9 protein-coding genes and 1 pseudogene are annotated in these 14,737 nt (G+C 60.5%); 3 read left to right on the plus strand and 7 right to left on the minus strand.

Features of this window, described 5'->3' with window-relative positions; genetic code table 11:
• Positions 1–546 precede the first annotated feature (546 nt).
• Together HXW87_RS03355 and HXW87_RS03360 are read right to left on the minus strand one after the other, a co-directional pair.
• On the minus strand, positions 547–1,251 hold the full coding sequence (locus tag HXW87_RS03355) for a hypothetical protein (RefSeq protein ID WP_239779196.1): 705 nt from the start codon (positions 1,249–1,251) through the stop codon (positions 547–549).
• The gene (locus HXW87_RS03360; RefSeq protein WP_239779197.1) at positions 1,217–2,335 is read right to left on the minus strand and encodes a hypothetical protein; all 1,119 of its coding nucleotides are present in this window, start codon (positions 2,333–2,335) and stop codon (positions 1,217–1,219) included. Before HXW87_RS03360 ends, HXW87_RS03355 begins: the two co-directional genes overlap by 35 nt.
• A 5-nt stretch (positions 2,336–2,340) precedes the next feature.
• On the opposite strand from HXW87_RS03360, the pseudogene HXW87_RS03365 reads away from it, so the two are divergent.
• Positions 2,341–3,402: pseudogene (locus HXW87_RS03365) on the plus strand (autotransporter outer membrane beta-barrel domain-containing protein); the annotation flags it as partial.
• A 172-nt stretch (positions 3,403–3,574) separates the two neighbouring features.
• Here HXW87_RS03365 and oadA read toward each other — a convergent pair.
• The gene (gene oadA / locus HXW87_RS03370) at positions 3,575–5,383 is read right to left on the minus strand and encodes a sodium-extruding oxaloacetate decarboxylase subunit alpha (RefSeq protein WP_007962245.1); all 1,809 of its coding nucleotides are present in this window, start codon (positions 5,381–5,383) and stop codon (positions 3,575–3,577) included.
• An 11-nt stretch (positions 5,384–5,394) separates the two neighbouring features.
• Positions 5,395–6,810: an acetyl-CoA carboxylase biotin carboxylase subunit gene (locus tag HXW87_RS03375; RefSeq protein WP_041073867.1), complete on the minus strand. Its 1,416-nt coding sequence runs from the start codon at positions 6,808–6,810 to the stop codon at positions 5,395–5,397.
• A 190-nt stretch (positions 6,811–7,000) separates the two neighbouring features.
• Between HXW87_RS03375 and HXW87_RS03380 the strand changes: the two genes are divergently transcribed.
• Complete coding sequence (locus tag HXW87_RS03380; protein ID WP_041073865.1) at positions 7,001–7,963, plus strand: LysR family transcriptional regulator; 963 nt, start codon at positions 7,001–7,003, stop codon at positions 7,961–7,963.
• Here the strand turns inward: HXW87_RS03380 and HXW87_RS03385 are convergent.
• The 3 genes from HXW87_RS03385 to HXW87_RS03395 all read right to left on the minus strand — a co-directional run bounded on the left by HXW87_RS03385 (position 7,905) and on the right by HXW87_RS03395 (position 12,229).
• Positions 7,905–8,117, minus strand: a complete 213-nt coding sequence (locus tag HXW87_RS03385; RefSeq protein ID WP_239778433.1) for a hypothetical protein — start codon at positions 8,115–8,117, stop codon at positions 7,905–7,907. The two genes, HXW87_RS03380 and HXW87_RS03385, sit on opposite strands and share 59 nt — an antisense overlap.
• A gap of 211 nt (positions 8,118–8,328) precedes the next feature.
• Positions 8,329–9,195, minus strand: a complete 867-nt coding sequence (gene hexR / locus HXW87_RS03390) for a transcriptional regulator HexR (RefSeq protein WP_007962240.1) — start codon at positions 9,193–9,195, stop codon at positions 8,329–8,331.
• 127 nt (positions 9,196–9,322) lie between these two features.
• Entirely contained in the window at positions 9,323–12,229 is a 2,907-nt protein-coding gene (locus HXW87_RS03395) for a GGDEF domain-containing phosphodiesterase (protein WP_239778434.1), read from the minus strand.
• 225 nt (positions 12,230–12,454) lie between these two features.
• On the opposite strand from HXW87_RS03395, the gene uvrD reads away from it, so the two are divergent.
• Positions 12,455–14,638 (plus strand): DNA helicase II, encoded by a 2,184-nt coding sequence (gene uvrD, locus HXW87_RS03400; protein ID WP_041073860.1) that lies wholly within the window; start codon positions 12,455–12,457, stop codon positions 14,636–14,638.
• The last annotated feature ends 99 nt before the right edge of the window (positions 14,639–14,737 follow it).

The raw sequence follows: 14,737 nt of genomic DNA on the forward strand, positions 1-14,737 counted from the left end.
GCAACAAAATGCAGATAAGACTGAGTTTAAGATCATCTGAACGCAAAATAATGCAGGGCATCCTCCGACTTCATTCTGTAAGAACCCCTCGCTATACGGACGGCCCGCTCATAACCAAAGGCCCTCCATCAATGCCCTACAGCGGCGAGATTGGCAGCAACAGTCGCAACCACGGGTTGATCGGGCAGTCGCAGATGAGTTTCTGATCATTACAAGCTGCTATTGGCAATTCAATTTGTAGGAAATGACAACGCGACAGCACGGCGCAATCCGCCAGTCTTTGTCGAGCCGCCCTTTTCCGAAGATCAAACAGACACAGCCCGCAGCACCGAGCGATCCGGCTGACATCGGTGCCTGCAGGCTCCAACTTAGAGTTTGGCCTCCTTCCACGAGAGGCTGAACTCGATGCCCGTTCAATTCCACTTTCGACCCAAACACCTGACACTGGCCATTACCCTGGCCATGGGATGTGCTGATCTGTCCATGGCTCAGGACACACCGCCCGACACTCAAGCCATCTCTCCCGCGCCCACTGAAACATTCAAATCAGCGATCAACGCTTTCGCCAATCATCCGGACACCGTCCAGCTGAAGGTCAGCAAAGCGTATCCGGCGCAGGAGGGTGTAGCGCTGGCGCTCGATGGCCGCAACGATCTTGTCACCGTGCAATCTCGGGGCAGTTTCGCCGGTCTGGTCGACGGTGGCGGGGGCGACAACCTGCTGCAACTCGACGCGAACAAGAAAGGCGTGCTGGGTGAAACCCGTAACTTCAGCGGGCTGGAGGTCAGGCGCGGGAGCTGGACCCGTAGCGGACCGGGTGATTTCAACATCGGCGTACTGGTCCATCCGAAGGCAATGCTGGTCAACGATGGGCAAATTCTGGGTACGGCAGTGACCGAGGGTATTCTGATCAACAAAGGAGCGATCAATGGCGGCGCCACTGTCGCGGCTGGCGGTGACCTGACCAACCAGGGCCTCATTGACGGCACGGTGGATGTTCATGAAAACGCCCATATAGCCGGGAATGGTGCGGTTAATCATTTGAACCTGCACGGACGCATGACCGTCGACGATGTCTATGGCGCACCCAAGATCGCGGGAGATCTGCGCCTGGCCCGTTCTGCCGTGCTGGCCTATGCCGTGGATGCCTCCGGCAACAGTCAGACGGTGGTCGTAAAAGGAACCGCGCACTTGGGTGACGCCACCCTGAAACTCGTCACCGCCGGCGACTATCCGCAAAGCAGCCAACACACCGTTCTGCAAGCGGAACAGATTGAGGGACAGTTCGGCACCGTTGAAAACGATCTGGCATACATGACTCCGACGCTGCACTACGAAGCACAACGAGTGGGCTTGCTCTATGCCCGTAACGATGTGCCGCTCGAAAAACTTGCGACCACGCAGAGTAGTCAGGCGCTCGCCCAAAGCATTGACGAGACACCCTCCCCATCTCAGCAACCTCAGCAACCTCAGCAACCTCAGCAACCTCAGCAACCTCAGCAACCTCAGCAACCTCAGCAACCTCAGCAACCTCAGCAACCTCAGCAACCTCAGCAACCTCAGCAACCTCAGCAACCTCAGCAACCTCAGCAACCTCAGCAACCTCAGCAACCTCAGCAACCTCAGCAACCTCAGCAACCTCAGCAACCTCAGCAACCTCAGCAACCTCAGCAACCTCAGCAACCTCAGCAACCTCAGCAACCTCAGCAACCTCAGCAACCTCAGCAACCTCAGCAACCTCAGCAACCTCAGCAACCTCAGCAACCTCAGCAACCTCAGCAACCTCAGCAACCTCAGCAACCTCAGCAACCTCAGCAACCTCAGCAACCTCAGCAACCTCAGCAACCTCAGCAACCTCAGCAACCTCAGCAACCTCAGCAACCTCAGCAACCTCAGCAACCTCAGCAACCTCAGCAACCTCAGCAACCTCAGCAACCTCAGCAACCTCAGCAACCTCAGCAACCTCAGCAACCTCAGCAACCTCAGCAACCTCAGCAACCTCAGCAACCTCAGCAACCTCAGCAACCTCAGCAACCTCAGCAACCTCAGCAACCTCAGCAACCTCAGCAACCTCAGCAACCTCAGCAACCTCAGCAACCTCAGCAACCTCAGCAACCTCAGCAACCTCAGCAACCTCAGCAACCTCAGCAACCTCAGCAACCTCAGCAACCTCAGCAACCTCAGCAACCTCAGCAACCTCAGCAACCTCAGCAACCTCAGCAACCTCAGCAACCTCAGCAACCTCAGCAACCTCAGCAACCTCAGCAACCTCAGCAACCTCAGCAACCTCAGCAACCTCAGCAACCTCAAGAGCCTGAGACACTTCGCCAGACAAGCAAAGCCATCAGCGCGGCCACCCCTCAAAATACTGCCGTCACGGCCCTGCTCGGCTCCAGCAAGCCGACGGCCAGCCTGGCTCTCGAACAACTCGCCGCCGGCAGCAACGCCAACCTCGCCAAAGCCACACTGAGCAGCGTCAATCCGCTCAGCGCCAGCATGCTTTCGGCCATGCATCAACTGGACAGCGGCAATGGCGCGCAGAGCTCAGGGAATGCACCGCGCCGAGCGGCTGGTGGCGAAGGCAACGGGCGGGTCTGGCTGCAGGCACTGGGGCATGGCGGCCAGGTAGATCGTGACGCCGCCAGTGTTCTGAAGCATTCCACCCAAGGTCTGGTCATGGGGTCCGACTGGCGAATCGACGAGCAATGGCACGTCGGCCTGATGGGTGCAAAAGCGCAGACCCGCTTCGATGCCCGGCAGTACGACGGTGATCTCGACAGCTGGCACCTCGGCGCCTACGCGTTGCGTCAGGATGGCCCGTTAGCCTTGCGCTTGGGCGCCTCGTACGGCAGCCATGACGGCAGCGGCAAACGTCGCGTTGCGTTCAAGGGTTTCAGCGATCGGCTCAACAGCAGCTATGACGCCAGCACCCAGCACGCCTTTGCCGAAGTCGGCTACAACCTCGGTCGTGGCAACGTCAGCATCGAGCCGTTCGCCAGCGTCGGCTATCAACGCTATCAACGTGACGGCTACACCGAGAAAGGTGGCGATGCGGCGCTCAAGGTTCAGGGTCAGACCCAGGCGAATCCGAGCAGCACCCTCGGCCTGCGCCTGGCGAACATCAGCCAGCTGTCCAACGGCATGCAACTGATGCCGCGTCTGAGCGCCAGCGTGAAACACACCTACGGCGATCTGGATAACGTAACGCGCCAGCAACTGGTCAAGGGTGGCAGAAGCTATGAAGTCACCGGCGCCGGGATGGATCGCAACAGCTTTACGCTGGACGCCGGTCTGGACCTGACGCTGTCCGATCGCAACGCCCTGGCCATAGGCCTCACCGGTGAGGCCGGCAACGACAGCCGCAGTTACGGCGTGGCAGGCCAGTGGCGCATGGCGTTCTGACACAACGCTACCCTGTAGGAGCTGCCGCAGGCTGCGATCTTTTGATCTCCAAGAGCAAAGTCAAAAGATCGCCGCCTGCGGCAGCTCCTACAGAGAACGGCATATTGCAGGCGAAAAAAAAGGGGAGCACATGCCCCCCCGAGGTTTAAAGCGTTGGATCGCGGCGGTTATCTCAGCCTTCGATCTCGATCAGGATTTCGCCCGGGTTGACCCGGTCGCCCTTGGCCACATGAATGGCGGTGACCTTGCCGGCAATCGCTGCCTGGACTTCGGTTTCCATCTTCATCGCTTCGGTGATCAATACAGCCTGGCCAGCCTTGACGGTGTCACCCTCCTTGACCAGCACATCGACGATGTTGCCTGGCATGGTGGTGCTGACATGGCCCGGTGCCGACGCCTGCTTGCGTTTGCTGCTGCCACCGCCGACGAATTCGTTGAGCGGTTCGAACACCACTTCTTCCGGCATGCCGTCGATGGACAGGTAGAAGTGACGCTTGCCTTCGGCCTTCACACCGACACCGGTGATGTCGACGCGGTAGGTTTCGCCGTGGACGTCGATGACAAACTCGGTCGGCACGCCTTCGCCGCCGGCCTTCGCCACACCACCGGCCTCAGGGATCGGCAACAGCACTTCCGGAACGAGGGTGCCGGCGGCACGTTCTTCGAGGAACTTGCGCCCGATGTCCGGGAACATGGCGAAGGTCAGCACGTCTTCTTCGGACTTGGCCAGTGCGCCGATGTCGGCACGCAACTTGGTCATTTCCGGCTTGAGCAGATCGGCCGGACGCACGTCGATCACCTCTTCGCTGCCGATGGCCTGACGACGCAACTTCTCGTTGACCACGCCCGGCGCCTTGCCGTAACCACCTTGCAGGTACAGCTTCACTTCATTGGTGATGGTCTTGTAGCGCTCGCCAGCCAGCACGTTGAAGAACGCCTGAGTGCCGACGATCTGCGACGTCGGAGTCACCAGCGGCGGGAAACCAAGGTCTTCACGCACCCGCGGGATTTCCGCCAGCACTTCGGCCATGCGGTTCAGCGCGCCCTGCTCTTTCAACTGGTTGGCAAGGTTGGAGATCATCCCGCCCGGCACCTGGTTGACTTGCACACGGGTATCGACTGCGGTGAATTCGCTTTCGAACTGGTGGTACTTCTTGCGCACGGCGTAGAAGTACAGACCGATTTCCTGCAGCAGCTCGAGGTTCAGACCGGTGTCGTATTCGGTGCCTTTGAGCGCAGCAACCATCGACTCGGTGCCCGGATGACTGGTGCCCGAGGCGAAGCTGGAGATCGCGGTATCGATGTGATCGGCGCCGTTTTCAATGGCTTTCAATTGGCACATCGCCGCCAGACCAGCCGTGTCATGCGAGTGGATGAACACTGGCAGCGACTGCTCGGCCTTCAAGGCGCGGACCAGTTCACCGGTGGCGTACGGGGTCAGCAGACCGGCCATGTCCTTGATCGCCACCGAGTCGCAACCCATGGCTTCCATCTGCTTGGCCTGCGCCACGAACGCGTCGATGGTGTGCACCGGGCTGGTGGTGTAGGCGATAGTGCCTTGCGCATGTTTGCCGGCAGCTTTCACCGCTTCGATGGCCACGCGCAGGTTACGCACATCGTTCATTGCGTCGAAGATACGGAATACGTCGATGCCATTGACTGCGGCCTTGGCGACGAAGGCTTTGACCACGTCATCGCTGTAGTGGCGGTAGCCGAGCAGGTTCTGCCCGCGCAGAAGCATTTGCAGGCGGGTGTTGGGCAGCGCGGCACGCAGTTGACGCAGGCGCTCCCACGGGTCTTCTTTCAGAAAGCGTACGCAGGCGTCGAACGTCGCGCCGCCCCAGCACTCCAGTGACCAATAACCGACCTTATCGAGCTTGTCGCAGATCGGCAGCATGTCTTCGGTGCGCATACGGGTGGCGAGCAGCGATTGGTGAGCGTCGCGCAGGATGGTGTCGGTGACAAAGATCTTCTTGCTCATTCTTATATTCCTCACAGGCCTGCGTGGGCGGCGATGGCGGCGGCGATGGCCAGGGCCAGCTCTTCGGGTTTGCGCTTGATCGAGTAGTTGGTCAGTTCAGGGTGGCTTTCAACGAAGCTGGTATTGAACTGGCCGCTACGGAATTCCGGATTGCGCAGGATTTCCTGATAGTACGCGGCGGTGGTCTTCACGCCTTGCAGGCGCATGTCGTCCAGCGCGCGCAGGCCACGGTCCATCGCCTCTTCCCAGGTCAGCGCCCAGACCACCAGTTTCAGGCACATCGAATCGTAGAACGGCGGAATGGTGTAACCGGTATAGATCGCCGTGTCGGTGCGCACGCCCGGGCCGCCGGGAGCGTAGTAACGCGTGATCTTGCCGAAGCTCGGCAGGAAGTTGTTTTTCGGGTCTTCGGCGTTGATGCGGAACTGCAACGCGAAACCACGGTGCTGAATATCTTCCTGCTTCACCGACAACGGCAGGCCGGAAGCGATGCGGATCTGTTCGCGGACGATGTCGATCCCGGTGATTTCTTCGGTGATGGTGTGCTCCACCTGCACCCGGGTGTTCATCTCCATGAAGTACACCTCGCCCTCGGCGAGCAGAAACTCCACGGTGCCGGCGTTTTCGTAACCCACAGCCTTGGCCGCGCGCACCGACAGGTCGCCGATGTAGGCGCGCTGTTCCGGGGTCAGTTGCGGGCTCGGGGCGATCTCGATCAGCTTCTGGTTGCGGCGCTGGATCGAGCAGTCACGCTCGAACAAGTGCACGACGTTGCCGAAGCTGTCGCCGAGGATCTGCGCTTCGATGTGTTTCGGGTTGACGATGCATTTTTCCAGGAACACTTCCGCCGAACCGAAAGCCTTGGTCGCTTCGGAAATCACCCGAGGGAAATTCTGTTCGAGTTCTTCGCGGCTGTTGCAGCGACGGATGCCGCGCCCGCCACCACCAGAAGTAGCCTTGAGCATCACCGGGTAACCGATGCGGTCGCCTTCGGCCAGGGCTTCTTCGATACCGGAGACGTTGCCTTCGGTGCCTGGGGTGACGGGTACGCCGGCCTTGATCATGCTGCGCCGGGCTTCAGTCTTGTCGCCCATGCGGCGAATGACTTCCGCCGACGGGCCAATGAACTTGATTCCGCGTTCGGCGCAGATGTCTGCCAGCTCGGCATTTTCCGACAGGAAGCCGTAACCGGGATGCAATGCATCGCAACCGGTTTCCACCGCCAGGTTCACCAGCTTGCGCGGGTTCAGGTAACCGGCCAGAGGCTCGGCACCAATGCTGTGGGCTTCGTCCGCACGCTTCACATGCAAGGCATGCCGGTCGGCGTCGGAAAAAATCGCAACCGAGCGAATGCCCATTTCGGCGCAGGCTCGCACGATTCGTACGGCAATCTCACCACGGTTGGCGATCAGGATCTTTGTTATCACTTGGAGGTTCCCTTGAGCCGGTGGCACCACGACCTGCTAGACCCAGGTCGACGCGTGACTAAATGTTTCAATTTAGTCGCAGCCCCACACTAGCGCTCGCAAGGGATTAACAAAAATGAATAAAAATTGGGTCAGGCATAAGCAAAGACTTATAGTTAAACCATCAGCCTGCCGTTAGAGCCTATAAGAAATGCGTAAGTCCTTGATGCGTATGACATTACGCCAATTGCAGATCTTCAACGAAGTGTGTGATTTACGTTCCTACAGCCGCGCCGCCGATGAAATGTCTCTAACACAACCGGCCGTCAGCCTACAGATTCGTCAGCTGGAAGAGCTGATCGGCCAGCCGTTATTCGATTACGTCGGCAAAAAACTCTACATGACCGAGGCCGCCGAAGCCCTGCAGCGTGCCAGCCGGGACATCTTCGGCCGCCTGGAAAACCTCGACATGCAGCTGTCGGACATGCAGGGCTCGCTGCAAGGCCAGTTGAAGCTAGCGGTGGAATCCAGTGCCAAATACTTCGTGCCGCACCTGTTCGCCGCGTTCAAGCGCCAGCACCCGGAAGTGAACCTGCAGCTGACTGTGGTCAACCGCGGCCAGGTGATTCGCCGCCTCTCGGACAACCGCGATGATCTGGTGATCATGTCGATGGTGCCGCAGGACATGGGTCTGGAGTTTCTGCCGTTTCTGAACAACCCGATTGTCGCCGTGGCGCGCCCGGACCATCCGCTGGCGCACATGGGGCCGCTGCGTCTGCAGGATCTTGAGCCTTACACGCTGCTGATCCGCGAACCGGGCTCAGGTACGCGATTGGCTTGTGAAGAGTATTTCAAAGAGAAACGCGTGCACTTCACCCAGACTCAGGAAGTGGCCTCGGCCGAAGCTCAACGTGAATGCGTCGTGGCGGGTCTGGGCCTGGCGCTGTTGACGCGCCACGCCCTGAACCTGGAACTGGCGACCGGCGGCCTGGTGGAGCTGCCGGTCGAGGAGCTGCCGCTGTTTCGCAGCTGGTGTCTGGTGCAAGCCAAGGCCAAACGGCTGTCACCGGTGGCGCATGCCTTCCTGGCGTTTATCCGCAGCGAGCGGGTGCAGATCAGCGCGCTGGTTGAGCGTTTCGACGGGAAACTGCCGGTGCGGCCTGCCAGTAGTTGAATTCGATGTCCTCGGGAAAATCGCTGATTTCGCTCTGAAGCTGACGAAGTTCGAAGCGATCTTCGATGGCGCGACGGAATTCCATGCGGCGCTGGTCTTCCTGCTGACGACGGGTTTTCGCGGCGCTGTTGCGTTCTTCGTAGGGCTGAGCCATTTCGAGTCTCCCAAGGCGAGTACGGGAGTTTCACGATAGGCGTGAGGGATGACGGTTTGGCTGCGCGGGGATGACAGTGCGATGAAACTTTGCCGATTGCGTTTCATTGTGGCGAGGGAGCTTGCTCCCGCTGGACTGCGAAGCAGGCCCGGCCTTTCAGGGCCGCTGCGCGCCCCATCGGGAGTAAGCTCCCTCGCCACAAAAGCAGACTTTAGTCATCCAGGGCTTTCACGGCCTTGGGGGACAGCCGCAAGCTGCGCAGGCTGCGCTTCACGCTCTTCAGGTGATTGACCAGACTCGGCCCACGCGCCATCGCCACGCCCATCGCCAGCACGTCGATCACCACCAGGTGCGCAATGCGCGAGGTCAGCGGCGTGTAGATCTCGGTGTCTTCGTGTACATCGATGGCCAGATTGACCGTCGACAGCTCGGCCAACGGTGTCTGACTCGGGCACAAAGTGATCAGCGAAGCGCCGCTCTCGCGCACCAGGTTGGCAGTGATCAGCAGATCCTTGGAGCGCCCGGACTGAGAAATGCAGATCGCCACATCGGTCGGCTTCAAGGTCACCGCCGACATCGCCTGCATGTGCGGGTCGGAATACGCCGCAGCGGTCAGCAGCAGACGGAAGAACTTGTGCTGCGCATCCGCCGCCACCGCGCCCGACGCACCAAAGCCGTAGAACTCGACGCGCTGCGCCTGGGACATCAGCGTCACGGCACGCTGCAATTCCACCGGATCGAGCTTCTCGCGAACCTCCATCAGCGTATGCAATGTGGTGTCGAAAATTTTCAGGCTGTAGTCGGCGACCGAGTCGTCTTCATGGATCGCGAACTGGCCGAAGCTGGCACCGGCGGCCAGGCTCTGCGCCAGTTTGAGTTTGAGATCCTGAAACCCGGAGCAGCCAATGGCCCGGCAGAAGCGCACGATGGTCGGTTCGCTGATGCCGACGCTGTGGGCCAGGTCGGCCATGGAACTGTGCATCACCGCCGCAGGGTCAAGCAGCACGTGGTCGGCGACCTTGAGCTCCGACTTGCGTAACAGGTGACGTGACTGGGCGATGTGTTGCAGCAGATTCAAGGGGCTGGACTCTTCTTATGGGCAAGGATGTAGCACGCTTGTAGTTATACTACATGAATTGGCTTTTTGCCTGCTCAATGCGTAACTCCATGTCCCCATATCAGGCGCGATGGAGTGCATGTAGCCCTTAAAGCGGTTTTTCCTGTTCGCGCAACAGCCCGGCCAGACGGTCGGCCTCCACCGGACGACTGATCAGATAACCCTGCACTTCGTCGCAGCACTCGACGCGTAAAAAATCCAGCTGCTCTTGCCGCTCGACACCTTCGGCCACCACTTTCAACGACAGCCCGTGAGCCATGGCGATGATCGCCCGGGTGATCGCCGCGTCCTCACTGCCCTGCCCCAGCCCGCGAATGAACGCCTGATCGATCTTCACGTAATCCACCGGAATCCGCTTGAGGTAACTCAGCGACGAATAGCCGGTACCGAAATCGTCGATTGCCAGCTTCACCCCCAGATCGCGCAGTTGCTGGAAGGTCGCGATGATGTGTTCGACGCTGTCCAGCAGCTGACTCTCGGTGAGTTCCAGTTCGAGGTAGTGCGGCGCGAGCCCGGTTTCCTCCAGCACCTGCCGCACCAGACTGACCAGTTTGCCCTGACGCAGTTGATGCACCGACAGGTTCACCGATACCCGAATCGGCGCCAGCCCCTGGCGCTGCCACTCGCACGCCTGCCAGCAGGCCTTGCGCAGCACGAATTCGCCGATCGGGCCGATCAGTCCGGTTTCCTCGGCCAGGCCGATGAAGTCCCCCGGCGGCACCCGGCCCATGGTCGGATGATCCCAGCGCACCAGCGCTTCCGCCGCATTCAGGCGCCCGGTTTGCAGGCACAGCTTCGGCTGGTAGAACACCTTGAGCTGCTTGTCTTCGATGGCTTTGCGCAACTGGTTCTCCAGTTGCAGACGCTCAAGGGTGCTGGCCTGCAAGCTGTCGGTATAGAACTGGAAATTGTTGCCGCCCAGGTGCTTGGCGTGTTGCATGGCCATGTTCGACTGACTGACCAGCGCGGCAATCTCTCGGGCGTTGTCCGGCAGCATGCTGATGCCCATCGAGGCACTGACCACCAGCTCATGCCCTTCGACCGTCAACGGCAGGCGCAGCTTGCTCGACAGCCGCGTGGCGACTCGCGCCAGGCTCGACAGGTTGCCGTAAGCATCGAACAGCACCGCGAACTCGTCACCGGACAGTCGCGCAATGGTGTCGGCCTCCGGCAACGCGTTGACCAGACGTCGGGCCATTTTCTGCAGCAGTTGGTCCGCGACCTCATGACCAAGGCTGTCGTTGAGCAGCTTGAAGCGATCAAGATTGATGTGCAGCAGCGCCAGACTGCGCCGGCCGCCCTGACGCACGCGCTGATGGGCTTCGTGCAGGCGCTCGCGGAACAGCGAACGATTGGCCAGCCCGGTGAGTTCATCGTAGTGCGTCAGGTAGCGCATGCGTTCTTCGGATTCGCGCCGCGCGGAAAGATCGGCGAAGAAGCCAACGATATGACTGACGTTTCCCCGACTGTCGCGCACCGCATTGAGTTGCAGCCACTGCGGATACAGCTCGCCGTTCTTGCGGGTTTCCACCAGTTCGCCCTGCCAGCTGCCGTGCTGCTGCAGCGCGTGGCGGATCGAAACGTAATGTCGCCGCGCATCACGACTGCACGGCAGCTCGACGACATTGCGCCCGAGCATGTCTTCGATGTCATAACCGGTGACCCGGCTGAACGCCTGATTGATCGCAATCAGCGCGTAGTTCGGGTCGAGAATGACGATACCTTCGCTGGCCGCTTCGAACACCGTGGCCGCCAGTCGCTGCTGTTCTTCAAGGCTTTTGCTCGCGCTGATGTCGCGCCGGGTGCCGACCATGCGGATCACCCGGCCACTGTCACTGCGCTCCACAGCGCGGCCGCGGTCTTCGATCCATACCCAATGGCCGTCACCGTGCCGTACGCGGTATTCGATCTGATAGTCCTCGGAGCGCCCCTTCAGGTGCTCGATCAGCGCCTGCTTGAGTCCAGGCACATCCTCGGGGTGCAGGCGTGGCTTGAGGTCGCGCAGGATCGCCGTGACGTATTCAGGCGCGAGGCCGAACAACTCCTGAATCTGCGTGTGATGGACTTCGTCGGTTTGCAGGTTCCAGTCCCACAGCCCCAGCTCACTGGCCTTCAACGCCAGGGCCAGACGGGCTTCGCTTTTGCTCAACGCCTGATTGGCTACGTCCAGTTCGCGACTGCGCTGCGCCACGCGATCTTCCAGCTCGATCTGTGCTTCACGCAATTGGCCCTCGGCGCAGCGCCGCTGTTCGATTTCCTTGGCCAGCGCCTGATTGAGCTGCTCGCTGCGGTTCTGCGCCTGCTGCAGGTGCTCGATCAGGTGCTGGTTCTGAAAACGCCGCAGCAAGCCGCGGTCGATCAACCGATTGACCTGCCATGCCACCACACTCAGCGAGCCGAGCAGAATCAGCCCGAGCCAGCCCCAGCCGCGGGCCTGTTCGTCGCCGCCCCAGAACAGGTAGCCGATCGCCGGCAGCAGGCACGGCAAGGTAAAGGACAGAAACGCTGGCAGGCTGACGGCATAAGCAACGCTGGCCGACAATGTCGCGGCGCCGATCAGGCCGAACACCCAGGCTTGCTGCATGAAGTTGTCGGCGGGCACCAGTGCAATGCCGGCGCCAGCCAGCGTCAGGCCGGTCATGGTCGAGCCTAAGAGGAACATGCGGAACCAGATCGGCTGGGCCTGACGGTCCGGGATCGCCGAATCGAACGCCGCGACCTGAATCACCCGCAGCGCCACTAGCGACAACAACCAGACCAGCCAGATGCTGACCACGAAATAGCGCTGCGGGCTCCAGAGCAAAGCGGCGCAGACCAGACCATTGAGCAACATGAACATCGTCGGCAGCAGCGAGCCCTGATACAGCAGGCGCGTGCGTTCGACCGCCATTTCGACGGCGTAATGCTTGCGGATGACCCGGGGTTCCACAGAGGGGCCCGACAGGTCTGAGCTGAGGGTCTTGTGCAATGTTGTTGTTCTTATAAGAGTGAGCATTGGGCCCGAAACGTGGACGGAGCATACACAAGCAGCCCCCGTTGCCAAACTGCTCCAGATCATAATTTGCCGGAAACTTTTCCCGTCCGATCACCGGCAAAACCCGCAAAGCGAGGCGGGCCGAAGCCTGTAGCCAGTGACCGACCGGTCGTCATCGACGGCGCTTTCATCGGCTAATGCAAAGCTCGGTTTGCCCGGGCCTGCGGCGCACCCTAGAATGCCCCGATGCGCGATGATCTCTCCCTTCTGCTGAACTCCCTCAACGATGCCCAACGCCAGGCCGTAGCAGCCCCCGTTGGCCGTCAGTTGGTCCTGGCCGGTGCCGGTTCCGGTAAAACCCGAGTGCTGGTGCACCGTATCGCCTGGTTGATCCAGGTGGAAAACGCCTCGCCCCACTCCATTCTGTCGGTGACCTTCACCAACAAGGCCGCTGCCGAGATGCGTCATCGCATTGAGCAGTTGCTGGGTATCAACCCGGCCGGCATGTGGGTCGGTACCTTCCACGGCCTGGCGCACCGCCTGTTGCGGGCGCACTGGCAGGAAGCCGGGTTGAGCCAGACTTTCCAGATTCTCGACAGCGACGACCAGCAACGCCTGGTCAAGCGGGTGATCCGCGAGCTGGGGCTGGACGAGCAACGCTGGCCGGCGCGTCAGGCCCAATGGTTCATCAACGGGCAGAAAGACGAAGGTCTGCGCCCACAGCACATTCAGGCCAGCGGCGACTTGTACCTGGCGACCATGCGCGGCATCTATGAAGCCTACGAGGCGGCCTGCCAGCGCGCCGGCGTCATCGATTTTTCCGAACTGCTGCTACGCGCCCTCGACCTGTGGCGCGATCATCCGGGTCTGCTGGCGCACTATCAAAAGCGCTTCCGCCACATTCTGGTGGACGAGTTCCAGGACACCAACGCCGTGCAGTACGCCTGGTTGCGCCTGCTCGGCAAGGGCGGTGACAGCCTGATGGTGGTGGGTGACGACGATCAGTCGATCTACGGCTGGCGCGGGGCGAAAATCGAGAACATTCATCAGTACTCGTCCGACTTCCCGGATTCGGTGACCATCCGCCTGGAGCAGAACTACCGCTCCACCGCCGGCATCCTCAAAGCGGCCAACGCCTTGATCGCCAACAACACCGGACGCCTCGGCAAAGAGCTGTGGACCGACGGTGGCGATGGCGAAGCGATCAACCTGTATGCCGCGTTCAACGAACACGACGAAGCACGCTATGTTGTCGAAACCATCGAAAGCGCGCTGAAAACCGGCCTGGCTCGCAGCGACATCGCGATTCTTTACCGCTCCAACGCCCAATCGCGCGTTTTGGAAGAAGCCTTGCTGCGCGAGCGCATTCCGTACCGTATCTATGGCGGCCAGCGCTTCTTCGAGCGCGCGGAAATCAAGAACGCCATGGCCTACCTGCGTTTGCTGGAAGGTCGCGGCAACGATGCCGCGCTGGAGCGGGTCATCAACGTCCCGGCCCGTGGCATTGGCGAGAAAACCGTCGAGGCGATCCGCGACCATGCCCGTCACAGCGATGTGTCGATGTGGGAAGCGATGCGGCAACTGGTCGCCAATAAAGGCCTGACCGGTCGTGCTGCCGGCGCCCTGGGGGCGTTTATCGAGCTGATCGAAAATCTCGCCGCCAAGTGCATGGAGATGCCGTTGCATTTGATGACCCAGACCGTCATCGAACAATCGGGGCTGATCGCCTATCACGAAGCGGAAAAAGGCGAGAAAGGCCAGGCCCGGGTAGAAAACCTTGAGGAACTGGTCAGCGCCGCGCGCAACTTCGAAAACACCGAAGAAGACGAAGAGCTGACGCCACTGGCGGCATTCCTCGGCCACGCGTCGCTGGAAGCCGGCGACACTCAGGCCGACGAGCATGAAGACAGCATTCAACTGATGACCCTGCACAGCGCCAAAGGCCTGGAATTCCCTTACGTGTTCCTGGTGGGCATGGAAGAAGGCCTGTTCCCGCACAAGATGAGCCTGGAAGAACCGGGACGCCTTGAAGAGGAACGCCGTCTGGCCTACGTCGGTATTACCCGCGCCATGCAGAATCTGGTGATGACCTATGCTGAAACCCGACGCCTGTACGGCAGCGAGACCTACAACAAGGTTTCGCGTTTCGTCCGCGAGGTGCCGAAGGGGCTGATCCAGGAAGTGCGTCTGTCGAACAGCGTCAGCCGACCGTTTGGCGGCAACCAGTCGATGAGCGGCAGCAACCTGTTCAGCGGCAGCGAGATTCCGGAAACCGGCTTCAGCCTGGGTCAGGCAGTACGCCATTCGATCTTCGGCGACGGCGTGATCCTCAACTTCGAAGGTTCCGGCGCGCAGGCACGGGTGCAGGTGAATTTCAGCGAAGGCAGCAAGTGGCTGATGCTGGGGTATGCCAAGCTGGAAGCGATCTGACGCCGGTTTCGCTTTTCTGTGGGAGCGAGCCTGCTCGCGAATGACATCACCGTGGTTGATCTGATAAACCGCAGTGTGGCTTTCGCGAGCAGGCTCGCT

The organism is Pseudomonas sp. Y5-11, assembly GCF_022368695.1.
GTDB classification, from domain to species: Bacteria; Pseudomonadota; Gammaproteobacteria; order Pseudomonadales; family Pseudomonadaceae; genus Aquipseudomonas; species Aquipseudomonas parakoreensis.